Origin of the sequence: Pseudomonas borbori (assembly GCF_900115555.1) — a bacterium.
GTDB classification, from domain to species: domain Bacteria; phylum Pseudomonadota; class Gammaproteobacteria; order Pseudomonadales; family Pseudomonadaceae; genus Aquipseudomonas; species Aquipseudomonas borbori.
Genome location: NZ_FOWX01000010.1, coordinates 63892 through 86421, shown reverse-complemented (window position 1 = coordinate 86421; position 22530 = coordinate 63892). Strand labels below are relative to the sequence as shown.

Below are 22530 nucleotides of genomic sequence, written 5' to 3'. Positions count from 1 at the left end.
ATGCCCGGGGAGCATGCTCTCCGGGCCCGTCAGTGCACTTAGAAGTGGATGACGGTACGGATGCTCTTGCCTTCGTGCATCAGTTCGAAGGCCTCGTTGATCTGCTCCAGACCCATGTTGTGGGTGATGAAGGTGTCCAGCGGGATTTCACCCTTCTGCGATTTCTCGACATAACCCGGCAGCTCGGTCCGGCCCTTGACGCCCCCGAAGGCGCTACCGCGCCAGACGCGGCCGGTGACCAGCTGGAACGGACGGGTGCTGATCTCGGCACCGGCCGGCGCCACGCCGATGATGGTCGACTCGCCCCAGCCCTTGTGGCAGCACTCCAGCGCCGCGCGCATCAGCTGCACGTTGCCGATGCACTCGAAGCTGTAGTCGACGCCGCCGTCGGTCATCTCGACGATGACGTCCTGGATCGGCTTGGCGTGCTCCTTGGGATTGACGAAGTCGGTCAAGCCCAGCTCACGGGCCACGGCTTCCTTGCCCGGGTTGATGTCTATACCGATGATGCGCGAGGCCTTGGCCATCTTGGCGCCGATAATGGCCGCCAGACCGATACCACCCAGACCGAAGATGGCCACGGTGGCGCCCTCTTCCACCTTGGCGGTGTTAAGCACCGCACCGATACCGGTGGTCACGCCGCAGCCCAGCAGGCAGACCTTGTCCAACGGCGCTTCTTTCGGGATCACCGCGACCGAGACTTCCGGCAGCACGGTGTACTCGGAGAAGGTCGAGCAGCCCATGTAGTGGTAGATCGTCTGACCTTCGTAGGAGAAGCGGCTGGTGCCGTCCGGCATCAGACCCTTGCCCTGAGTGGCGCGCACCGAGCTGCACAGGTTGGTCTTGTTGGATTTGCAGAATTTGCACTCGCCGCACTCGGCGGTGTACAGCGGGATCACGTGGTCACCCACCTTCACCGAGGTCACGCCTTCGCCGACGGCTTCGACGATGCCACCGCCCTCGTGCCCGAGCACGCAAGGGAACACGCCCTCGGAGTCCTGGCCAGACAGGGTGTAAGCGTCAGTGTGACAAACGCCGCTGGCGACGATGCGCACCAGCACCTCGCCGGCCTTCGGCGGCGCGACATCGATCTCGACGATCTTCAGCGGTTGGTTGGGGGCAAAGGCTACCGCAGCACGTGACTTGATCATGATCGCTCTCCGACGGGTTGTAACAGTGGCGGGAAGTGTAGATCAGCCTTCACAGGCTAGTAATCGACGTTATGGCAAAACATTATTGCGATATGGGGATAATCAGCCACAACCGGATTAGAATTCCACGATCGCCAGGCAGCAGCCATTCTCGAAGACGCTCCCGGCGTATTTCCTACCTCCTCCATCCATGGAGCCGCCTACGGCTTGCTGCACTTCCCACATCCATGTGGGTCGCAAGCTGGCTCCTGACTAAGGAACAGAACGATGAATCGCTGGGAAGGCCTGGATGAATTCGTGGCGGTGGCCGAGTGCGGCCAGTTCACCGCCGCCGCCGAGCGCCTCGGCCTGTCGTCCTCGCAGGTCAGCCGCCAGGTCGCCCGCCTGGAGGAGCGCCTGCAGGCCCGGCTGTTCTACCGCAGCACCCGGCGCGTGGCGCTGACCGAGGCCGGGCAGACCTTTCTGCAGCATTGCCAGCGCCTGCAGGACGCCCGCGAAGAAGCCCTGCGCGCGGTCGGCGACCTCGGCAGCGAACCCAAGGGCCTGCTGCGCATGACCTGCGCGGTGGCCTACGGCGAGCGCTTTATCGTGCCCCTGGTGACCGACTTCATGATCCGTCACCCGCAACTACGGGTGGACATTGAACTGAGCAACCGCAACCTGGATCTGGTTCATGAAGGCCTGGACCTGGCCATTCGCCTGGGCCGCCTGCAGGATTCGCGGCTGGTCGCCACCCGCCTGGCGCCCCGGCGCATGTACCTGTGCGCGGCGCCAGACTATCTGCAGCACTACGGCCGCCCGCACAGCCTGTCGGAGCTCGGCCGGCACAACTGCCTGATCGGCAGTTCGGATACCTGGAGCTTTCAGCTCGACGGCCGCGAAACCGCGCAACGGGTGCAGGGCAACTGGCGCTGCAACAGCGGCCAGGCGGTGCTCGATGCAGCCTTGCGCGGTCTGGGGGTGTGTCAGCTGCCGGACTACTACGTTCTGCAACATTTGCGCAGCGGCGCCCTGGTCTCCCTGCTGGATAACCAGCAGCCTCCCAACACCGCAGTCTGGGCGCTCTACCCACAACAACGGCACCTGTCGCCGAAAGTGCGGCAACTGGTGGACGCGCTGAAAGCCGGGCTGGCTCAGCGCAGCGAGTATCGCTCCTGACGGCCCGACATGCTCGCCGCAGACCGGCAGGATGGGTTAGCGGCGCGGAACACAGAACGCCAACACAACGCCGAACCCCGTGCGCCGCGTAACCCATCAACCATGCCGCGCGGGGGAACGCCGCAGTCAACCCGACAGCATGGGTATCGCTGCACTCATCCTACGCTTGAGTTCAGCGCCGCCCGGCCCAGTGCCGGCGCAGCCACTCCAGGTCTTCCGGACGGGTCACCTTGAGGTTATCGGCACGCCCCTCGATCAGGCGCGGTGCCTGCCCGAGCCATTCGACGGCCGACGCCTCATCGGTAATCGTCACCCCGGCAGCCAAAGCCTCTGCCAGCGCATGGCGCAGCAAGCCGAGGCGAAACATCTGCGGCGTATAGGCCTGCCAGATCGGCGCACGATCGACGGTTTCCACTACCCGGCCGTCGGCGCCGGCCCGTTTCAAGGTGTCGCGCACCGGCACCGCGAGCAGACCGCCGACCGCATCGTCAGCCAGCTCCGTGAGCAGCAGATCCAGATCAGAGCGCGTCAGATTGGGCCGTGCCGCATCGTGCACCAACACCCAGTCGCTGTCCTGCGCCCCCAGCTCGCGCAGGCGCTGCAAGCCATTGAGTACCGAATCCGCGCGTTCGCGACCACCCTCGGCACGAACGATGCGCGGATCCCGTGCACAAGCCAGGCTCGGCCAGTAGGGATCATCGAGCGCCAGACTGACCACCACGCCGCGCAACCGCGGGTGATCGAGAAAGCAGGCCAGGCTGTGTTCCAGAATGGTTTTACCGGCCAACTCCAGGTATTGCTTGGGCCGGTCGGCACCCATGCGGCTGCCAACCCCCGCGGCGGGGATAAGGGCCCAGAAATGTGCAGATGCGAAAGTGTTCATTCGGTCAGCTGATAGAGAGTCTCGCCCTCTTTGACCATGCCCAGCTCATGCCGCGCGCGCTCCTCGACGGTTTCCATGCCTTGTTTCAGCTCCATGACTTCCGCCTCGAGAATCCGATTGCGCTCCAGCAGACGCTGATTCTCGCCCTGCTGATCAGCAATCTGCTGCTTCAACTCGGTTACCTGGGCCAGGCTGCCATCGCCCACCCACAGGCGATACTGCAGGCCAACCAGCAGCAGGATCAGGACGACTAACAACCAATAAGGACTACGCATGACAGTAAAAGCATCCCAACGAAAAGAGGGGCGACTCGCGCCGCCCCTCTTTTACCACGCCTTGGCCAGTCACTGAAAACGTCGCGAGCGAAGGCTAGGCAAGGCGAAATCAGGCGAGGCAGCGGGCTGGGCTCGCACGCGAGTTTACTGCAGTAAATGAGCATGCCGAGCCTGATTGACTCGCTTCGCTCGCCCTTCGGGCCAGCCTTCGGCTGTTACTTCGCTTCGCTGCGTTGCAACGCAGCATAGTCGAGCGCAGCAGTTTTCAGCCGCGGAACTCGGCACGACCGCGATACGGTGCCTTGCCCGCCAACTGCTCTTCGATGCGCAGCAATTGGTTGTACTTGGACACCCGGTCGGAGCGGCACAGCGAGCCGGTCTTGATCTGGCCTGCGGCAGTACCCACAGCCAGGTCGGCGATGGTGCTGTCTTCGGTTTCACCCGAGCGGTGCGAGATCACGGCAGTGTAACCCGCGGCCTTGGCCATCTGGATGGCTTCCAGGGTCTCGGTCAGGGTGCCGATCTGGTTGAACTTGATCAGGATCGAGTTGCCGATCGACTCGTCGATGCCACGCTTGAGGATCTTGGTGTTGGTTACAAACAGGTCGTCACCGACCAATTGCACCTTGCTGCCGATCTTGTCGGTCAGCACCTTCCAACCAGCCCAGTCGGACTCGTCCATGCCGTCTTCGATGGAGATGATCGGGTAACGCTCGGCCAGGCCAGCCAGGTAGTCGGCGAAACCAGCGGCGTCGAAGACCTTGCCTTCGCCAGCCAGGTCGTACTGACCATCCTTGAAGAATTCGCTGGAGGCGCAGTCCAGGGCCAGGGTGACGTCGTCGCCCAGGGTGTAACCGGCATTGGCCACGGCCTCGGCGATGGCGGCCAGGGCGTCTTCGTTGGAGGCCAGGTTCGGCGCGAAGCCGCCCTCGTCACCCACCGAGGTGCTCAGGCCGCGGGCCTTGAGCACGGCCTTGAGGTGATGGAAGATCTCGGTGCCCATGCGCAGCGCGTCGGCGAAGGTCTTGGCGCCTACCGGCTGGACCATGAACTCCTGGATGTCGACGTTGTTGTCGGCATGCTCGCCGCCGTTGATGATGTTCATCATCGGCACCGGCATGGAGTAGACGCCCGGGGTGCCATTCAGATCGGCGATATGCGCGTACAGCGGCACGCCCTTGGCCTGAGCGGCAGCCTTGGCCGCGGCCAGGGATACGGCGAGGATGGCGTTGGCACCCAGGGTGGCTTTGTTCTCGGTGCCGTCGAGGGCGATCATCGCCAGGTCGAGGGCTTTCTGGTCGGTGGCATCCTTACCCAGCAGCAGCTCGCGGATCGGGCCATTGATATTGGCCACGGCCTTGAGCACGCCCTTGCCCATGTAACGGCTCTTGTCGCCATCACGCAATTCCAGCGCTTCACGCGAACCGGTGGAGGCACCCGACGGCGCGCAGGCGCTGCCGATGATGCCGCTGTCGAGAATCACGTCGGCTTCCACAGTCGGGTTGCCACGGGAGTCGAGAACCTCACGGCCTTTGATGTCGACGATCTTTGCCATTGCGTTTAGCACTCCAAAAAGTTGACGAAAAGGGTAGTACCGAGTTGCACACTCATTGCGCGCTGAGCGTTAGCCCGGCGCACAACATGTACCGACTATTTAGTAAGATTGTATACAAAATGCACTTTACCGGAGATTTGCCGTTTCAGGCAGTCTCAATCGGCGCAAAACTCTTGATCAGATCATCCAGCTGCTTGAGCTGGGTGAGGAAGGGTTCCAGCTTGTCCAGGCGCAGGGCGCAGGGGCCGTCGCACTTGGCGTTATCCGGATCCGGATGGGCTTCGAGGAACAGCCCGGCCAAGCCCTGACTCATGCCGGCCTTGGCCAGGTCGGTGACCTGGGCGCGGCGGCCACCAGCGGAATCGGCACGCCCACCCGGCATCTGCAGGGCATGGGTGACGTCGAAGAACACCGGGTAGCGGGTCTGCTTCATGATGCCGAAGCCAAGCATGTCCACCACCAGGTTGTTGTAACCGAAGGAGCTGCCCCGCTCGCAGAGGATCAACTGATCGTTGCCGGCTTCCACGCACTTGGCCAGGATGTGTTTCATCTCCTGGGGCGCAAGGAACTGGGCTTTCTTGATATTGATCACCGCGCCGGTCTTGGCCATGGCCACCACCAGATCGGTCTGCCGCGAGAGGAAGGCCGGCAACTGGATGATGTCGCACACATCCGCCACCGGCTGCGCCTGCTGCGGCTCGTGGACGTCGGTGATCACTGGCACGCCGAAGGTCCGCTTCACTTCTTCGAAGATCTTCATGCCCTCTTCCAGGCCGGGGCCACGGAAGGAGCTGATCGAGGAGCGATTGGCCTTGTCGAAACTGGCCTTGAACACGAAGGGAATGCCGAGCTTGTCGGTGACCCGCACGTACTCTTCGCAGGCGCGCATGGCCAGGTCGCGCGATTCGATGACGTTGATGCCGCCGAACAGGACGAAGGGCTTGTCGTTGGCGATCTCGATGGCGCCGACCTTGATGATCTTCTGGCTCATGTCCTTATGCCTTCTTCGCGTGCTGCGCCAGTGCGGCGTTGACGAAACCGCTGAACAGCGGATGACCGTCACGCGGGGTCGAGGTGAACTCCGGGTGGAACTGGCAGGCGACAAACCATGGGTGATCCGGCGCTTCCACCACTTCGACCAGGGCACCGTCAGCGGAACGGCCGGTGACCTTGAGGCCGGCCTCGATCAGTTGCGGCAGCAGGTTGTTGTTCACTTCATAGCGATGGCGATGACGCTCGACGATCACATCCTTGCCGTAGCATTGATGCACCTGCGAGCCGCCGAGCAACTGGCAGTCCTGCGCGCCGAGGCGCATGGTGCCGCCCAGGTCGGAGGCATTGTCGCGCTGTTCGGTGACGCCGGTGGCGTCCTGCCACTCGGTAATCAGGCCGACCACCGGATGGCTGCTGCTGGCGTCGAACTCGGTGGAGTTGGCATCGCTCCAGCCCAGCACATTGCGGGCGAACTCGATCACCGCGACCTGCATGCCCAGGCAGATACCCAGGTAAGGGATCTTGTTCTCGCGGGCGTATTGCACGGTGGTGATCTTGCCTTCCACGCCACGCAAGCCGAAACCGCCGGGCACCAGGATGGCATCGACGCCTTCGAGCAGGGCGGTGCCCTGGTTCTCGATGTCTTCGGAATCGATATAGCGCAGGTTGACCTTGGTGCGGTTCTGGATGCCGGCATGGCTCATCGCTTCGATCAGCGACTTGTAGGCATCCAGCAGCTCCATGTACTTGCCGACCATGGCGATGGTGACTTCATGCTCCGGGTTGAGCTTGGCGTCGACCACCCGCTCCCACTCGGACAGATCGGCGCCGCCGCACTCCAGGGCGAAGCGCTCGACGACGAAATCATCCAGGCCCTGGGCATGCAGCACGCCCGGGATCTTGTAGATGGTATCGACGTCTTCCAGGGAAATCACCGCACGCTCTTCAACGTTGGTGAACAGGGCGATCTTGCGCCGCGAGGACACGTCCACCGGATGGTCGGAGCGGCAGATCAGCACGTCTGGCTGCAGGCCGATGGAACGCAATTCCTTGACCGAATGCTGGGTCGGCTTGGTCTTGGTCTCGCCGGCGGTGGCGATGTACGGCACCAGGGTCAGGTGCATCAACATGGCGCGCTTGGCGCCTACTTCCACGCGCAACTGGCGGATGGCTTCGAGGAACGGCTGCGACTCGATGTCACCGACCGTGCCGCCGATCTCGACCATGGCCACGTCGGCATCGCCGGCGCCCTTGATAATGCGGCGCTTGATCTCGTCGGTGATGTGCGGGATGACCTGAATGGTCGCGCCCAGGTAATCGCCACGGCGCTCTTTGCGCAGCACGTGTTCGTAGACCCGACCGGTGGTGAAGTTGTTGTCCTGGGTCATGGTGGTGCGAATGAACCGCTCGTAGTGGCCCAGATCGAGGTCGGTCTCGGCGCCGTCGTGGGTGACGAACACCTCACCGTGCTGGAACGGACTCATGGTGCCCGGATCGACGTTGATGTAGGGATCCAGCTTGAGCATCGTGACCTTCAGGCCCCGCGCCTCCAGGATAGCCGCCAATGAAGCCGAGGCGATGCCTTTCCCCAATGAAGAAACAACACCACCCGTGACGAAGATGAAGCGCGTCATGAAAAACCCTAGAAGTCTGCGTTTAGGCGGTCAGCGCCGCCGGGGAAAGCGAAGGAAGGCCGAAGCCACAACCACGCACAGGGCGCAATTGGCAAGCCGTTGCCGACTCCATTTCCTTGACGAAAAGGGGTCCGCAAAAGCTCTGGTAAGACGGGAGCGTAGTCTACCGGAAAGGCATTAGCAGCTCAAACCTTGATCATGCATCGGTGGCTGCCAACTGAGTCGCCATTGGCCATCACCCGCCCCGTCCAGGCCGGCCAGATTGGCCACGGCCCGCAGCTCGCCATTGCACAGCAACAGGGGCAAGCGCGGGCGGACAAAGGCCGGCACCTGCCGCTCATTGAGCAAGCGCTTCAAATCGCGATGACCGCGCCCGGCCAGGCTCATCACCTCGCCACCCTGGCGATAGGCCAGCCGCCAGTCGCCGGCAGGCAAACGCCCCTCGACGCGCACGCAACCATTGCCCACCAGCGGCAACCAGCCCCCCGAACCAAGCCGAACCTCGGGTGCTGGCGGCATACGCAGCCAGTCGCCACTGAGCCACCACAACCGCTGGTCGGCTCGACGCAATTCGCCTGCCGCCAGACGCCAGACCGGCGCGGCGTCGCCGGCCGCATCGCGCAGCGCCTGCCAGCCGGCCCAGTGCTCGCTGTCCGGCATCGGGGTCAGGCGGCGCAGCCAGTAGCGCAAGGCGTTGCGCTGCCGGGCATCGCTCAGCGCCCGCAACGGCGCCAGGGACAGGCTCGGCAGATCGAGCCAGGCAAATTCGCCAGGCGTCTGCGCCGCCTGCAGGTCCTGCTGCGCCAGCTCATCGAGCAGCTGCGCCGCCTCGCCCAGATGCTCGGCGGCACGCGCGATGCTGGCGGTCGCCTGCGGCCAGCGCCTGGCGAGCAACGGCAAGACCTGATGGCGCAGGTAATTGCGCGAGAAACGGCTATCGGCATTCGACGGATCTTCTACCCAGCGCAGCCGATGTTCGTCGGCATAGGCCTGCAACTCGGCACGCGAGCACTGCAGCAGCGGCCGCAGCAGGTAGCCGGCACCCAGCGGCCGGCTCTGCGGCATGGCCGCCAGCCCCTGCACACCGGCGCCGCGCAGCAGACGAAACAGCAGGGTCTCGGCCTGATCGTCGCGATGCTGCGCCGCCAGCAAAACCTCGCCGGGACCGAGCCGCGCACGAAAAGCCGCATAACGGGCCTGCCGCGCGGCGCCCTCGATACTGGCGCCCGCCTGCACCTGCACATAGTCCACCTGCAGCGGCACAGCCAGCGCATCGCACAAGCGGCGGCAAGCCGCCGGCCAGCTATCGGCAAGCGCCTGCAGGCCGTGATGAACATGAATAGCGGAAAGCGGCGGCAACGCCTCGCGTTGCGCGAGACGGACCAGCAGATGCAGCAGCACGGTTGAATCCACCCCCCCGGAAAGGGCGACACGCCAGGCCGGCGCATCGCGCCAGGGAGCCAGGGCCGTCAGCACGCGGGATTCGAGGGTCATAGAGGCAGTTTCAGGCGACAAGCTACAAGCTGCAAGCTAAAGGCGAGCGCCTTCAGCTTCTGGCTTGCAGCTTGTAGCTCATGGCTTGCAGCTGTGGCCGTCAGGCCACCCCATAGCTCATCAGGCGCTCATAACGACGCGCCAGCAGTTCGGCGGTATCGAACTTGCGCAGCATGGCCAATTGCACGGCCAGCTCCTGACGCACCGATTCGGCGGCGGCGACCGGGTCGCGGTGGGCGCCGCCCAATGGCTCGCCAATCACCTGATCGACAATCCCCAGGCCCTTCAGGCGCTCGGCGGTGATGCCCATGGCTTCCGCGGCCTCCGGCGCCTTGTCTGCGGTTTTCCACAGAATCGAGGCGCAACCTTCCGGCGAAATCACCGAATAGGTGGCGTACTGCAGCATGTTCAGCTGGTCGCAAACGCCAATCGCCAGGGCACCGCCGGAACCACCCTCACCGATGACGGTGGCGATGATCGGGGTTTTCAGGCGCGCCATTACCCGCAGGTTCCAGGCAATCGCCTCGCTCTGCCCACGCTCTTCGGCGTCGATCCCCGGGTAGGCGCCCGGGGTGTCGATAAAGGACAGGATCGGCATCTTGAAGCGCTCGGCCATTTCCATCAGGCGACAGGCCTTGCGGTAGCCTTCCGGGCGCGGCATGCCGAAATTGCGGCGGACCTTCTCGCGCACCTCACGGCCCTTCTGATGACCGATGACCATCACCGGCTCGCCGTCCAGACGCGCTACACCACCGACAATCGCCGGGTCATCGGAGAAATGCCGATCGCCGTGCAATTCATCGAACTCGGTGAAGATGTGCTGCAGATAGTCGAGGGTATAGGGGCGCTGGGGGTGGCGAGCGAGCTTGGCGATCTGCCAACTGCTCAGGTTGCCGAAAATGCTTTCGGTCAGCGCACTGCTCTTGTCCTGCAGGCGGGCGATCTCATCGCTGATGTTCAACGAGTTGTCGTTACCGACCAGGCGAAGCTCTTCGATCTTGGCTTGCAGGTCGGCGATCGGCTGTTCGAAATCGAGAAAATTCGGGTTCATAGTCATCCGTCTTGCGTCGACGGCCATGCGGCCGGGGAGCTGTATCCGTTTCGCGCCCTACCTTATAGGAACAGGCGCATTCAGGTCGACACTCGGGTCTGGATAAAAGTCACCGAAACCCGGCGATTTACTCACAATCCCAGCCACAAGTGCCGCAACCAACACGCGAGGCCTGAGCCTCACAAATCAGCGGTAGTGCAGAAAGACGTTGTCTCGCCCGAACTGGTCACGCAATGTCTGAATCAGACTGTCCGCCGGGTCGATTCGCCAGCCCTCGCCAAACTGCAGCATGGCCCGCGCCTCCTCCCCGATGTACTCCAGGGTGATCGGGCAGGCGCCGCGATGGCGCTTGCACACATCCGCCAGCCAGCGTAGCCGATCGCCCTTCAAGGCGCTGCCGGCAATCCTCAGCCGCAGGCTGTCGGCCAGTCCGGTGCGCGCCTCCTCCAGGCTCATCACCCGCTTGGCCCGCAAGCGCAGGCCGCCGGAAAAATCATCGTTGCTCACCTCGCCTTCGACCACCACCAGGGCATCGCTCTGCAGCAGCGCCTGATTGCTGGCAAAGGCTTCGGCGAACAATGACGCCTCGATGCGACCCGAGCGGTCATCCAGGGTGATGAAGCCCATCTTGTCGCCCTTCTTGTTCTTCATCACCCGCAGGTTGACGATCAGGCCGGCAACCGTCTGATCGCCACGCGCCGGCTTCAGGTCGATGATTCGCTGGCGGGCGAAACGGCGCACCTCGCCTTCGTACTCGTCGATCGGATGACCGGTCAGGTACAGGCCGAGGCAGTCCTTCTCGCCCTTCAGGCGCTCCTTGAGCGACAGCTCGCGGGCCTTCAGGTGATTGGCATAGACATCGGCCTCGGCATCGGCAAAGACCCCGCCGAACAGGTCCATATGGCCGCTGTCATGGCTGCGCGCGGTCTGCTCGGCCGCCTGCACCGCCTCCTCCATCGCCGCCAGCAGGACCCCGCGATTGCGATCGATATTGGCCTTGTAGGCTTTGATTTCCTCGTGGAAATACGGCCCCAGGCGATCCAGGGCGCCGCCGCGGATCAGCGCGTCCAGGGTGCGCTTGTTGATGCGTTTGAGGTCGACCCGCGAGCAGAAGTCGAACAGGTCCTTGAACGGGCCGTCCTTGCGCGACTCGACGATGGCCTCGACCGGCCCCTCGCCGACCCCCTTGATCGCACCCAGGCCGTAGACGATCCAGCCCTCGTCGTTGACGGTGAACTTGAAGTCGGAAATGTTCACATCCGGTGCATCGAGGCGCAACTTCATGCTGCGGCACTCCTCGATCAGGGTCACGACCTTGTCGGTGTTGTGCATATCCGCCGACAGCACCGCGGCCATGAATGCGGCCGGATGGTGCGCCTTGAGCCAGGCGGTCTGGTAAGAGAGCAGGCCATAGGCGGCCGAGTGCGACTTGTTGAAGCCGTAGCCGGCGAACTTTTCCACCAGATCGAAGATGTTGCCCGCAAGGTCGCCATCGATGCCGTTATTCGCGCAGCCCTCGATAAAGCCGCCGCGCTGCTTGGCCATCTCCTCGGGCTTCTTCTTGCCCATGGCGCGGCGCAGCATGTCCGCCCCGCCGAGGGTGTAGCCGGCCATCACCTGGGCGATCTGCATCACCTGTTCCTGGTACAGGATGATGCCGTAGGTGGGCTTGAGCACCGGCTCCAGGCCTGGGTACTGGTAGTCCTGATGCGGGTAGGAAATCGGCTCGCGGCCGTGCTTGCGGTTGATGAAGTCGTCCACCATGCCCGACTGCAATGGGCCCGGACGGAACAGCGCCACCAGGGCGATCATGTCTTCCAGGCAGTCCGGCTTGAGCTTCTTGATCAGCTCCTTCATGCCGCGCGACTCGAGCTGGAACACCGCGGTGGTCTCGGCCTTCTGCAGCATCTGGAAGGTCGGCTTGTCGTCCAACGGGATGAAGTCGATGTTCAGGTCCGGCAGGCCCTGCTTGGCCTGCTCGCGATTGATCGTCTCCATCGCCCATTTGATGATGGTCAGGGTGCGCAGGCCGAGGAAGTCGAACTTGACCAGACCCGCGGTTTCCACATCGTCCTTGTCGAACTGGGTGACCAGGCCGCCGCCCTCGTCATCGCAGGCGATCGGCGAGAAGTCGGTGAGCTTGGTCGGCGCGATGACCACGCCGCCAGCGTGCTTGCCGGTGCCGCGGGTGATGCCTTCCAGCCTGCGCGACATTTCCCAGATTTCCCGGGCATCCTCGTCGATCTTGAGGAAATCGCGCAGCGGCTCCTCCATCTCGTAGGCCTTCTCCAGGGTCATGCCGACCTCGAAGGGGATCATCTTCGACAGACGGTCGGCCAGGCCGTAGGACTTGCCCTGGGCCCGCGCCACGTCGCGCACCACCGCCTTGGCCGCCATGGTGCCGAAGGTGATGATCTGGCTGACCGCGTTACGCCCGTACTTCTCGGCGACGTAATCGATGACCCGGTCGCGGCCGTCCATGCAGAAGTCGACGTCGAAGTCGGGCATGGAGACCCGTTCGGGGTTGAGGAAGCGCTCGAACAGCAGGTCATAGGCCAGCGGATCGAGGTCGGTGATCTTCTGTACATAGGCCACCAGCGAACCGGCACCCGAGCCCCGGCCGGGGCCCACCGGCACGCCGTTGTTCTTCGCCCACTTGATGAAGTCCATGACGATCAGGAAGTAACCGGGGAAGCCCATCTGGATGATGATATCCAGCTCGAAGTTCAGCCGGTCGATGTAGACCTGCTTCTTCGCGTCGTAGTCCGGCGTGTCCTTGGGCAAGAGGACTGCCAGGCGCTCATCGAGGCCGTCGAAGGAGACCTTGCGGAAGTACTCGTCCATGGTCATGCCGGCCGGCACCGGGAAGTCGGGCAGGAAGTACTTGCCCATCTGCACTTCGATATTGCAGCGCCGGGCGATCTCCACAGTATTTTCCAGGGCCTCCGGCAGGTCGCTGAACAGCTCGGCCATCTCTTCCGGGCTCTTCAGGTACTGCTGATCCGAATAGGTGCGCGGCCGCCGCGGATCGTCCAAGCTGCGGCCCTCGCCGATGCACACACGGGTCTCGTGGGCGGCGAAGTCGTCCTGCTTGAGGAAGCGCACATCGTTGGTCGCCACCAGCGGCGCGCCGACCCTGGCGGCCAACTCGACCGCCAGGTGCAGATGCTCCTCGTCGTTGACCCTGTTGGTGCGCTGCACCTCCAGGTAGAAGCGCTGCTCAAACACCTCCAGCCATTCGCGCAGCAACGCCTCGGCTGCGGCCGGCTCGCCGTCCAGCAGGGCATGGCCGATTTCGCCCTCCTTGGAACCGGACAGCGCGATCAAGCCTTCGGCGGCGGCCTTGACCCAATCGCGCTGGATGATCACCTGGTCGTTGCTTTGCCCCTCGGTCCAGCCGCGCGACACCAGCTCGGTCAGGTTGCGGTAGCCCTTGGGATTCATCGCCAGCAGGGTCAGGCGCGACAGCGGACCATCTTCGTCGGCGCTGGCCAGCCAGATGTCGGCGCCGCAGATCGGCTTGATCCCGCCGCCCATGGCCGCCTTGTAGAACTTGACCAACGAGCACATGTTGCTCATGTCGGTGACCGCCACCGCCGGCATACCCGCGCTCGCCACGGCCTTGATCAGCGGTTTGACCCGCACCAGACCGTCGACCAGGGAGAATTCGGTGTGCAGACGCAGATGGACGAACGAAGCGGTCATGGCAGTTCCATACAAAACACAAAAACGACAAGGCGGGGATTGTACAGCCTTCGCAGCGGCAAGCTGCAAGCGCAGAACCACAGACCGCAGAACACAAGCGCAGTGCCGCAGGTTGCAGAAAAGAAGCCGCGAAGCGGCGGCCGACCAGCGGTGGCGGCCTCAGTCTTCCAGCAGCGCGCGCACCGGGGCGAACGAGCGCCGATGAATCGGCGTAGGCCCCAGACGGCGCAGGGCTTCCAGGTGCACCGCCGTCGGGTAGCCCTTGTGCCCGGCGATGCCGTAGCCGGGGTACTGCGCATCGAGCAGCTGCATCTCGCGATCGCGGCTGACCTTGGCCAGGATCGAGGCGGCGGCGATCGCCGGCACCTGGCTATCGCCCTTGACCACCGCCGCACTCGGCACCTGCAGGATCGGGCAGCGATTGCCATCGATCAGCGCCAGCCGGGGGGTGACGCTCAGCCCCTCGACCGCGCGTTGCATGGCCAGCATGGTCGCATGGAGGATGTTCAGGCGGTCGATTTCCTCCACCTCGGCGCGGGCGATGCACCAGGCCAGGGCCTTTTCGCGGATCTCGTCGAACAGCCGCTCGCGCCGTGCCTCGCTGAGTTTCTTCGAATCATTGAGGCCGAGGATCGGCCGTGACGGATCGAGAATCACCGCCGCGGTGACCACCGCGCCGCACAGCGGGCCGCGGCCGACCTCGTCGACACCGGCGACCAGCTCCTGCACCTGGCTGAAATCCAGACCCAGCTGCATCACGCCCGCCCTACCAGCTTGAGCACGGCCTCGGCCGCCTGCGCAGAAGCATCGCGGCGCAGGGCACGATGAATCACATCGAAACCCTCGGTCTGTACCTCACCGTCATCGAGCAGCGGCGCCAACGCCTGGGCCAAGGCCTCGGGAGTGGCCGCATCCTGGATCAGTTCGGGCACCAGCAAACGCTCGGCCAACAGGTTGGGCAGCGAGATATAGGCGCTGCTGACCAGGCGCTTGAGAATCCGGTAGGTCAAGGGGGCGACCTTGTAGGCCACCACCATTGGCCGCTTGTACAGCAGGGCTTCCAGGGTGGCCGTACCCGAGGCGATGAGCACCGCATCACAGGCTGCCAGGGCATCGTGGGAGCGACCATCGAGCAGGGTCAGGGGCAAGTCACGCCCGACCAGCATCTGCTCCAGTTGCACACGGCGCTCGGGGCTGGCGCACGGCAAGACGAAACGGATGCCCGGGCGCAGGGTGCGCAAACGCACCGCCGCATCGAGAAACAGCGCACCCAGGCGCGCCACCTCGCCGCCCCGACTGCCCGGCAACAGGGCCACCACGGTACTGTCCTGGGGCAGGTCCAGAGCCGCGCGCGCCGCCGCCCGATCAGCCTGCAGGGGAATCGCATCGGCCAGTGGATGACCGACGAAACGCACCGGCACCTGATGGGCGTCGTAGAACTGCGCCTCGAACGGAAACAAGGTCAGCATCAGGTCGCAGGCGTCACGAATCTTCAACACGCGCTTCTGCCGCCAGGCCCAAACGGAGGGACTGACGTAGTGCACGGTCTTGATCCCGGCACGGCGCAATTTGAGTTCGAGGCCCAGGTTGAAATCCGGCGCATCGATGCCGATGAACAGGTCCGGCTTGGCATCGATCAGGGTCTTGACCAAGTGCCTGCGCCGCACCAGCAACTCCGGCAGGCGGCCGAGCACCTCGACCAGGCCCATCACCGCCAGGCGCTCCATGGGAAAATAGGATGTCAGGCCCTCGCCCTGCATGAGCGGGCCGCCGACACCGATGAATTCGATCCGTGGATGACGGGCCTTCAAGGCCTGCATCAGGCCGGCACCGAGAATGTCGCCGGAGGCTTCGCCTGCCACCAGCGCGACGCGCAATAGCTCCGTCATAAGTTAGCGGGTAATGCCGCGACTGGACGCCTGAATCGAGTCGCGGAACACCGCGACCTCGGCAAACTGCAGGGAAGGCTCCGCCAGCTCCACCAAGGCTTCTTCGATGGTCAGACCCTGGCGATACACAGTCTTGTAGGCGCGGCGCAGGGCCTGGATCGACTCGGCACTGAAGCCGCGGCGGCGCAGACCTTCGAAATTCATGCTGCGCGCTTCCGCCGGATTGCCGGAAACGGTGACGTAGGCCGGTACGTCCTTGCCAATCGCGCTGCCCATGCCGGCAAAGCTGTGCGCGCCGATATGACAGAACTGATGAACCAGGGTGTAGCCGGACAGGATCGCCCAGTCGGCGATGTGCACGTGGCCGGCCAACGCGACATTGTTGACCAGGATGCAATGGTTGCCGACCACGCTGTCATGACCGATGTGGGCATAGGCCATGATCAGGTTGTGGTCGCCCACGGTGGTCTCGTCACGGTCCTGGATGGTGCCCCGGTGCATGGTGACACCTTCGCGAATGATGTTGTGATCGCCAATCACCAAACGCGTAGGTTCGCCCTTGTACTTGCGATCCGGGGTGTCCTCGCCCAGCGAGGAAAACTGATAGACGCGATTGTGCTTACCAATTCTGGTTGGCCCCTTGATGATCACATTGGGCCCAAGCACGGTACCCTCGCCGATTTCCACATCTGGCCCAATGATCGACCAAGGACCGACGACGACGTCGTCAGCCAGTCTGGCAGCGGGATCGATGATGGCGCGAGGGTCAATCAAACTCATAGTTTGCGTTCCGCACAGATGATTTCAGCCGAACATACTTCCTTGCCGTCGACACTGGCCCTGCACTCGAATTTCCAGATGCTGCGCTTGTTGCTCAGGTGGCGGGCCTCGAGGATCAATTGATCGCCCGGCACTACCGGCTGACGAAAACGCAGTTTGTCCGAGCCGACGAAGTAATACAGGGTACCGTCGGTGGGCTTCAAGCCCATCATCTTGAAACCGAGAATACCGGCCGCCTGGGCCATTGCCTCGATGATCAGCACACCGGGCATGATCGGATGCTGGGGAAAGTGGCCGTTGAAGAATGGCTCATTGATGCTGACATTCTTGTGGGCACGTATGCACTTGCCCTCTACATCCAGATCCACCACCCGATCGACCAGCAGGAACGGGTAACGATGCGGCAGGTACTCACGTATTTCGTTGATGTCCATCATGTCCAGAGAAGCCTGTAATAAAAAGAGAAGAGCACGGCACAACCGGCTCAGGCATCAGATGAGGCATTTCCGCTGGAGGTCACGGCAGCCAGTTGTTTTTCCAACTGCTGCAGTCGCCGCGCCATGTCATCCAGTTGACGAATGCGCGCCGCGCTCTTGCGCCACTCGCCCGCCGGCTGCATGGCGGTGCCGGAAGAATAAGACCCCGGCTCGGTAATCGAGCGGGTCACCATGGTCATGCCGGTGACGAACACGCCGTCGCAGACTTCGATGTGCCCGACCATGCCGACGCCGCCGGCGATCATGCAGTTCTTGCCAATCTTGGTACTGCCGGAAATACCCGCACAGCCGGCCATCGCCGTGTTGTCACCGATCTGCACGTTGTGCGCGATCATGATCTGGTTGTCCAGCTTGACCCCGTTACCAATCAGGGTATCGGCCAAGGCGCCGCGGTCGATGGTGGTATTGGCACCGACTTCGACGTCGTCGCCGATCACCACACCACCGATCTGGGCAATCTTCTGCCAGACGCCCTTCTGGTTGGCGAAACCGAAGCCCTCGCCACCGATCACCGCCCCCGACTGGATCACCACCCGCCTGCCGATGCGTACATCGTGATACAGGGTGACCCGCGGCGCGAGCCAGCCGCCCTCGCCGATCAGCGAACGCGCACCTATCACGCAATGCGCCCCGATCGTCACGCCCGCAGCGATCCGCGCACCGCTCTCGATCACCGCGTAAGCACCGATGCTGGCGCTGGCGTCGACCTGCGCATCGGCCGCTACCAGCGCGGTCGCATGCACGCCGGCCAGCGACTGCGGCTTGCGATCGAACAGATGGGACAGTTGCGCGTAGGCCAGATAGGGATTGGCGACGATCAACGCATCGCCGCCGTAGCTGTCAGCATCGGCAGCGGTCAACAGCACTGCGCCGGCACGGCAATCGGACAGGTATTTGCGGTATTGCGGGTTGGCCAGGAAGCTCAATTGATCGGGGCCGGCCTCCTGCAGAGTGGCCAGACCGCTGATCGCCTTGCCGGCGGCGCCACGCAAAGTGGCACCCAGGCGTTCGGCCAACTGACCGAGGGTAAAAACTGGAACTGTCATGATCAGCGCAGCTGATTCATGCGCTCGATAACCTGCAGAGTGATGTCGAACTGGGGTTTGACATCGATCACCGCACCGCGCTCGAGCACCAGGTCGAAGTTGCCTTTCTTGATCACTTCTTCCACGGCCTTGTCCAGGTTGGGCTTGAGCTTCTTCAGCATCTCGCGATCGGCTACGGCCTTGGATTCGTTCAGTTCCTTGGACTGGAACTGGAAATCGCGGGCCTTCTGTTTGAACTCGAGTTCCAGACGCTCACGTTCGGCGGTTTGCATCTTATCGCCATCTTTGACGATGCGATCCTGAATGCGCTTGGCATCGCTTTCCAGGGTTTTGAGCTTGTTCAGCTGCGGGCCGAACTTCTTCTCGGCATCGACCGCATAGCGCTTGGCCGCGTCGGACTCGAGCAGGGCCATTTGGTAGTTGAGTACCGCTACCTTCATTTCGGCGAATGCTGGGGTTGCCAGCAGAGCCACACTTAACAGAACCAGATGAGTCAACTTACGCACGGTGCAACTCCTGCAAAAACTGTTGTCGTTGTTCGGTCAGCAAACACTTAGAACGTCTGACCGAGGGAGAACTGGAAGACCTGGGTGTCGGCATCGTCAGGTTTGACGACCGGCATGGCCAGGCTGAAACTCAACGGACCCAGCGCGGTGATCCAGGTCAGGCCAACGCCCACGGAGCTGGCCAGCTCGCCGGCGTCGATATCACTGCAACTCGGTGACGAGGACGAACAGCTGGTGTCGAACACATTACCCACATCCCAGAACAGCGCGGTACGCAACGAACGCTGATCCTTGACGAACGGCATCGGGAACAGCAACTCGGCGCCACCCTGGATCAGCACATTACCACCAAACGGCAGCGGATCCTGATCCGGATCGGCCAAGGTTCCTTGATTGCCGGTCACGCCAGCGCCGCGACTCGGCGTGCTGCGCGGCCCCAGGCTGCTGTCCTCGAAACCGCGCACCGAGCCGAAACCGCCGGCGTAGTAATGCTCGTAGAACGGCAGCTCCTCGGTCGAGCCGTAGCTATCGCCATAGCCCAGCTGGGTGTGGAAGCGCAGGGCGTAGCTGTCGCTCAGCGGCTTGAACACCTGGCCACGGTAGTCGACCTTGTAGAACGACAGGTCGCTACCCGGCACCGTGGTTTCCAGCACCAGGCTCTGCGAGTGACCGCGGGTGGCCATGACGCCGCGGTTGAGGGTCGACTCCGACCAGCCCACCGAAGCCTTGAGGTTCATATAACTGTCGCCTTCCTGCTCGAGGAAATCGAAGATCTCGTCGACCGTGTAGACGCCGGTGCTGATGTCATCCTGCTGCACAGTCAGGCCGTAGGTCAGGCGCGCGGTTTCGCTGATCGGGTAACCGATGCTGACGCCGGCACCGTAGCTGTCGACGGCATAGCTGGACACATCGGTGTCGAGTTCGTCGTAGTCGGTGGTGCGGTAGAAGGCGTTGTAGCCCAGGCTGACGCCATCGGCGGTCCAGTAGGGGTCGACGAAGCCGAAGTTGTAGCGCTCCTGGTACTCGCTGCGGGTCAGGCCGACGCTGACCTTGTTGCCGGTGCCGAGGAAGTTGTTCTGGGTGATCGAGCCACCGAGGATCAAACCGGCGTTCTGGGCGAAGCCGACGCTGGCGGTGATCGAGCCGGATGCCTGCTCTTCGACGCTGTAATTGACATCGATCTGGTCGTCGCTACCCGGCACTTGCGGGGTTTCGACGTTGACTTCCTTGAAGAAGCCCAGGCGCTCCAGACGGGTTTTCGACTGATCGATCAGGTAAGTCGAAGCCCAGCCGCCTTCGATCTGGCGCATCTCACGGCGCAGCACTTCGTCCTCGGTCTTGGTGTTGCCGCGGAAATTGATGCGGTTGACGTAGGCGCGTTTGCCCGGGTCGACGACGAAGGTGATCGACACCGTATGGTCTTCGTCGTGCGCCTGCGGCACGCCGTTGACGTTGGCGAAGGTGTAGCCCTCGTTACCCAGACGGCGGGTGATCAGCTCGGAGGTGGTGGTCATCACCTTGCGCGAGAACACCTGGCCTTCCTTGACCAGCAGCAGCGACCTGATGTCCTCTTCCGGCACTTTCAGGTCGCCGGAGAGTTTGACCTCGCGCACGCTGTACTTCTCGCCTTCGTCGATGTTGACGGTGATATAGACGTGCTTCTTGTCCGGGGTGATGGAGACCTGGGTCGAGGAGATATCCATGTTGATGTAGCCGCGGTCCAGGTAGTAGGAACGCAGACGTTCCAGGTCACCGGAAAGCTTCTCGCGGGCATACTTGTCGTCGTTCCTGAAGAACGACAGCCAGTTGCTGGTCTTCAGTTCGAACAGGTCGATCAGGTCTTCGTCGGCGAAAACGCTGTTGCCCACCACGTTGATGTGCTGGATGGCGGCGACCGTGCCTTCGTTGATGTTGATCTTCAGCGCCACGCGGTTACGCGGCTGCGGGATCACTTCGGTTTCGATTTCGGCCGAGTAGCGGCCCTGGGCCACATATTGGCGCTGCAGTTCGTTGCGCACACCCTCGAGGGTCGCACGCTGGAAGATCTCGCCCTCCGCCAGCCCGGACTGATTCAGTCCCTTGAGCAGGTCTTCGCTGCTGATGGCCTTGTTGCCCTCGATCTCGATGCCGGAAATCGAAGGACGCTCCACCACGGTAATGACCAGCACGTCACCATCGCGACCGAGCTGGATATCCTGGAAGAAACCGGTCTTGAACAGGCCACGAGTCGCTTCCACCAGCGCGCGGTCATCAGCCACTTCACCGACATTGAGCGGCAAGGCACCGAATACGCTGCCCGCAGACACCCGCTGCAGGCCATTGACGCGAATATCGGAGATGGTGAAGGACTCGGCGTGAACTTCGGCGATCATCAATGCGGCAAGCACCGCAGGTAGCAGCAGACGTTTCATGAAGTCCTTTCTTATTCCAACTGACGATAAAAAATCTGCCGCCCAAGGCGGCAGTTTTGTAATTCAGTAGCTTTGTAATTCAGTAGCGCTCTACAGACGCCCCAGATCGTTGATCAAGGCCAATAACATCACCCCGATCACCAAACTGATGCCGATCTGCATCCCCCAACCCTGCACCCGCTCCGACAGTGGACGACCACGCACCCACTCGACCAGGTAATAAAGCAGATGCCCCCCATCCAGCACTGGGATGGGCAGCAAATTGAGAACCCCCAGGCTTATGCTCAAGTAGGCGAGGAAGTTGAGAAAATCCCCCATACCCGACTCGGCCGAAGCGCCCGCCACTTTAGCAATGGTTATCGGCCCGCTCAAGTTTTTTACCGAGAGCTCGCCAAACAGCATTTTCTTCAATGAATCAAGGGTCAGCAGGCTCATCGTCCAGGTGCGTCGAAAGCCCTCGGCCACGGCCTCCAGCGGCCCGAAACTGACTTCGCGGAGCATTTCCGGCGGCCACTCGACACCTGCAACGCCCGCGCCCAGATAACCCGTGCGCGCCTCGCCCTCGCCCCGCGCGGCGAGGGTCACGTTCACCTGCAGCTGCTGGCCGTCACGCTCGACGGCCAGGCTGATCGGCTCGCCCGGCATGCCCTGCACGCGATCGACCAGCTGCTGCCACTCGCCCAGCGGCTGGCCATCGAGCATCAGCAGGCGGTCGCCAACCTGCAGTCCGGCGGCCTGCGCCGGCCCCTTCGGATCGAGCTGCGCCAGCACCGGCACCAGCGCCGGGCGCCAGGGCCGGATGCCCAGGGCGGCAATCGGATTGGGTTCCTCGACGCCCCTGAGCCAATCCTTCAACACGAGTTGATGCGGTCTGTCGGCCGCGGACCCCTGATCGCGAACACTGACACTCAAGGTGCCGCTTTCACCCAGGCGCCGCACCAGCTGCAGGTTGACCGCCGCCCAGCCGCTGGTCGGCTCGCCATTCACCGCAACGATTTCCTGCCCCACCTGCAAGCCGGCAGCGGCGGCCAGACTGCCGACCTCCACCGCACCGATAACCGGACGCACCTGCTGGCTGCCGAGCATCGCCACCGCCCAGAAAAACACCAAAGCCAGCAGGAAGTTCGCCGCCGGCCCCGCCGCCACTATGGCAATACGCTGGCGTACGCTCTTGCGATTGAACGACTGATCGAGCTGCCCGAGCGGCACCTCGCCTTCGCGCTCATCGAGCATCTTGACGTAGCCGCCCAGGGGAATCGCGGCGATGACGAATTCGGTGCCCTGGCGATCATGCCAGCGCACCAGCGGCGTACCGAAGCCCACGGAGAAACGCAGAACCTTGACCCCACAGCGGCGCGCCACCCAGAAGTGACCGAACTCGTGAAAGGTAACCAGCACCCCCAGGGCAACCAGGGTACCGATAATCATATAGAGCGCACTCATCTAGCTTCTCCGCGTCTGAGGGGGGCTCGCAGCGCAGGGCAAGCCGCGCTGGAATTCTG

18 protein-coding genes are annotated in these 22530 nt (G+C 63.1%); 1 reads left to right on the top strand and 17 read right to left on the bottom strand.

What is annotated here, in order from left to right:
• Positions 1-38 precede the first annotated feature (38 nt).
• Positions 39-1151, bottom strand: coding sequence for an S-(hydroxymethyl)glutathione dehydrogenase/class III alcohol dehydrogenase (locus BM315_RS09610; protein WP_090500287.1), 1113 nt, complete (start codon positions 1149-1151; stop codon positions 39-41).
• Between the two features lie 267 nt (positions 1152-1418).
• Here BM315_RS09610 and BM315_RS09605 point away from each other — a divergent pair, with 267 nt between their 5' ends.
• On the top strand, positions 1419-2309 hold the full coding sequence (locus BM315_RS09605) for a LysR substrate-binding domain-containing protein (protein ID WP_090500285.1): 891 nt from the start codon (positions 1419-1421) through the stop codon (positions 2307-2309).
• A 172-nt stretch (positions 2310-2481) separates the two neighbouring features.
• Here the strand turns inward: BM315_RS09605 and ispD are convergent, their stop codons facing one another.
• The 16 genes from ispD to rseP all read right to left on the bottom strand — a co-directional run bounded on the left by ispD (position 2482) and on the right by rseP (position 22471).
• Complete coding sequence (gene ispD / locus BM315_RS09600; RefSeq protein WP_090500283.1) at positions 2482-3192, bottom strand: 2-C-methyl-D-erythritol 4-phosphate cytidylyltransferase; 711 nt, start codon at positions 3190-3192, stop codon at positions 2482-2484.
• Entirely contained in the window at positions 3189-3467 is a 279-nt protein-coding gene (ftsB, locus tag BM315_RS09595; protein ID WP_090500281.1) for a cell division protein FtsB, read from the bottom strand. Before ftsB ends, ispD begins: the two co-directional genes overlap by 4 nt.
• A 265-nt stretch (positions 3468-3732) precedes the next feature.
• Entirely contained in the window at positions 3733-5022 is a 1290-nt protein-coding gene (gene eno / locus BM315_RS09590) for a phosphopyruvate hydratase (RefSeq protein WP_090500279.1), read from the bottom strand.
• Positions 5023-5167: 145 nt separating this feature from the next.
• A complete protein-coding gene (gene kdsA, locus BM315_RS09585) occupies positions 5168-6013 on the bottom strand; it encodes a 3-deoxy-8-phosphooctulonate synthase (RefSeq protein WP_090500277.1) in 846 nt (281 codons plus the stop codon).
• Positions 6014-6017: 4 nt separating this feature from the next.
• Complete coding sequence (locus BM315_RS09580) at positions 6018-7649, bottom strand: CTP synthase (RefSeq protein ID WP_090500275.1); 1632 nt, start codon at positions 7647-7649, stop codon at positions 6018-6020.
• Positions 7650-7826: 177 nt separating this feature from the next.
• Positions 7827-9143, bottom strand: a complete 1317-nt coding sequence (gene tilS / locus BM315_RS09575) for a tRNA lysidine(34) synthetase TilS (RefSeq protein WP_090500266.1) — start codon at positions 9141-9143, stop codon at positions 7827-7829.
• Between the two features lie 100 nt (positions 9144-9243).
• On the bottom strand, positions 9244-10194 hold the full coding sequence (gene accA, locus BM315_RS09570) for an acetyl-CoA carboxylase carboxyl transferase subunit alpha (RefSeq protein WP_090500264.1): 951 nt from the start codon (positions 10192-10194) through the stop codon (positions 9244-9246).
• Between the two features lie 186 nt (positions 10195-10380).
• On the bottom strand, positions 10381-13899 hold the full coding sequence (gene dnaE / locus BM315_RS09565) for a DNA polymerase III subunit alpha (RefSeq protein ID WP_090500262.1): 3519 nt from the start codon (positions 13897-13899) through the stop codon (positions 10381-10383).
• A 159-nt stretch (positions 13900-14058) separates the two neighbouring features.
• Entirely contained in the window at positions 14059-14655 is a 597-nt protein-coding gene (gene rnhB, locus BM315_RS09560; RefSeq protein ID WP_090500259.1) for a ribonuclease HII, read from the bottom strand.
• Positions 14655-15788 carry a lipid-A-disaccharide synthase gene (gene lpxB, locus BM315_RS09555; RefSeq protein WP_090500257.1) on the bottom strand — a complete coding sequence of 378 codons (1134 nt, stop codon included), beginning with the start codon at positions 15786-15788 and terminating at the stop codon, positions 14655-14657. Before lpxB ends, rnhB begins: the two co-directional genes overlap by 1 nt.
• Positions 15789-15791: 3 nt before the next feature.
• Complete coding sequence (lpxA, locus tag BM315_RS09550) at positions 15792-16568, bottom strand: acyl-ACP--UDP-N-acetylglucosamine O-acyltransferase (RefSeq protein WP_090500255.1); 777 nt, start codon at positions 16566-16568, stop codon at positions 15792-15794.
• A complete protein-coding gene (fabZ, locus tag BM315_RS09545; RefSeq protein ID WP_090500253.1) occupies positions 16565-17005 on the bottom strand; it encodes a 3-hydroxyacyl-ACP dehydratase FabZ in 441 nt (146 codons plus the stop codon). Before fabZ ends, lpxA begins: the two co-directional genes overlap by 4 nt.
• A gap of 47 nt (positions 17006-17052) precedes the next feature.
• Entirely contained in the window at positions 17053-18111 is a 1059-nt protein-coding gene (gene lpxD, locus BM315_RS09540) for a UDP-3-O-(3-hydroxymyristoyl)glucosamine N-acyltransferase (protein WP_425287775.1), read from the bottom strand.
• 2 nt (positions 18112-18113) lie between these two features.
• Positions 18114-18617, bottom strand: coding sequence for an OmpH/Skp family outer membrane protein (locus BM315_RS09535; protein WP_090500249.1), 504 nt, complete (start codon positions 18615-18617; stop codon positions 18114-18116).
• A gap of 47 nt (positions 18618-18664) precedes the next feature.
• Positions 18665-21028 carry an outer membrane protein assembly factor BamA gene (bamA, locus tag BM315_RS09530; RefSeq protein ID WP_090500247.1) on the bottom strand — a complete coding sequence of 788 codons (2364 nt, stop codon included), beginning with the start codon at positions 21026-21028 and terminating at the stop codon, positions 18665-18667.
• 90 nt (positions 21029-21118) lie between these two features.
• Positions 21119-22471 (bottom strand): RIP metalloprotease RseP, encoded by a 1353-nt coding sequence (gene rseP / locus BM315_RS09525; RefSeq protein WP_090500245.1) that lies wholly within the window; start codon positions 22469-22471, stop codon positions 21119-21121.
• Positions 22472-22530: the final 59 nt, after the last annotated feature.

What these genes read in the sequence shown, in the direction of transcription:
- BM315_RS09610 (WP_090500287.1), bottom strand. Translation starts at nt 1,151, where the DNA reads ATGATCAAGTCACGTGCTGCGGTAGCCTTTGCCCCCAACCAACCGCTG.
- BM315_RS09605 (WP_090500285.1), top strand. Translation starts at nt 1,419, where the DNA reads ATGAATCGCTGGGAAGGCCTGGATGAATTCGTGGCGGTGGCCGAGTGC.
- ispD (WP_090500283.1), bottom strand. Translation starts at nt 3,192, where the DNA reads ATGAACACTTTCGCATCTGCACATTTCTGGGCCCTTATCCCCGCCGCG.
- ftsB (WP_090500281.1), bottom strand. Translation starts at nt 3,467, where the DNA reads ATGCGTAGTCCTTATTGGTTGTTAGTCGTCCTGATCCTGCTGCTGGTT.
- eno (WP_090500279.1), bottom strand. Translation starts at nt 5,022, where the DNA reads ATGGCAAAGATCGTCGACATCAAAGGCCGTGAGGTTCTCGACTCCCGT.
- kdsA (WP_090500277.1), bottom strand. Translation starts at nt 6,013, where the DNA reads ATGAGCCAGAAGATCATCAAGGTCGGCGCCATCGAGATCGCCAACGAC.
- BM315_RS09580 (WP_090500275.1), bottom strand. Translation starts at nt 7,649, where the DNA reads ATGACGCGCTTCATCTTCGTCACGGGTGGTGTTGTTTCTTCATTGGGG.
- tilS (WP_090500266.1), bottom strand. Translation starts at nt 9,143, where the DNA reads ATGACCCTCGAATCCCGCGTGCTGACGGCCCTGGCTCCCTGGCGCGAT.
- accA (WP_090500264.1), bottom strand. Translation starts at nt 10,194, where the DNA reads ATGAACCCGAATTTTCTCGATTTCGAACAGCCGATCGCCGACCTGCAA.
- dnaE (WP_090500262.1), bottom strand. Translation starts at nt 13,899, where the DNA reads ATGACCGCTTCGTTCGTCCATCTGCGTCTGCACACCGAATTCTCCCTG.
- rnhB (WP_090500259.1), bottom strand. Translation starts at nt 14,655, where the DNA reads ATGCAGCTGGGTCTGGATTTCAGCCAGGTGCAGGAGCTGGTCGCCGGT.
- lpxB (WP_090500257.1), bottom strand. Translation starts at nt 15,788, where the DNA reads ATGACGGAGCTATTGCGCGTCGCGCTGGTGGCAGGCGAAGCCTCCGGC.
- lpxA (WP_090500255.1), bottom strand. Translation starts at nt 16,568, where the DNA reads ATGAGTTTGATTGACCCTCGCGCCATCATCGATCCCGCTGCCAGACTG.
- fabZ (WP_090500253.1), bottom strand. Translation starts at nt 17,005, where the DNA reads ATGATGGACATCAACGAAATACGTGAGTACCTGCCGCATCGTTACCCG.
- lpxD (WP_425287775.1), bottom strand. Translation starts at nt 18,111, where the DNA reads ATGACAGTTCCAGTTTTTACCCTCGGTCAGTTGGCCGAACGCCTGGGT.
- bamA (WP_090500247.1), bottom strand. Translation starts at nt 21,028, where the DNA reads ATGAAACGTCTGCTGCTACCTGCGGTGCTTGCCGCATTGATGATCGCC.
- rseP (WP_090500245.1), bottom strand. Translation starts at nt 22,471, where the DNA reads ATGAGTGCGCTCTATATGATTATCGGTACCCTGGTTGCCCTGGGGGTG.